The 233-nt window shown below is 60.9% G+C and carries 1 protein-coding gene; it reads right to left on the bottom strand.

Translation table 11 applies throughout. The annotated features are described in order from the left end of the window. The coding region (locus ACSNOH_RS35425) for a transglycosylase SLT domain-containing protein (RefSeq protein WP_436725534.1) at positions 1-233 on the bottom strand (233 nt) is incomplete at both ends.

Below are 233 nucleotides of genomic sequence, written 5' to 3'. Positions count from 1 at the left end.
TTGTCCATGGAGCCGTACTTGTCGGCCGCGTAGTTACAGGCGGCGGCGATGTTGGCGACCGGGTCGTAGATGTCCCACGAGGTGCCCTCGACGTGGTACGCCTTGAACGTCGGGTCGATCATCTGCAGCAGACCCTTGGACGGCACACCGTTCACGGCATTGACGTCCCAGTTGTTGATGGCACGCGGGTTACCGGTCGACTCACGCATCACATTGCGCTTGATGCCGTCGTA

The sequence above is a fragment of the Streptomyces sp. URMC 127 genome, from assembly GCF_051386535.1.
GTDB lineage: Bacteria > Actinomycetota > Actinomycetes > Streptomycetales > Streptomycetaceae > Streptomyces.
The sequence above is the reverse complement of the archived record's forward strand: the minus strand, read 5'-3'. Positions and strand labels throughout refer to the sequence as shown.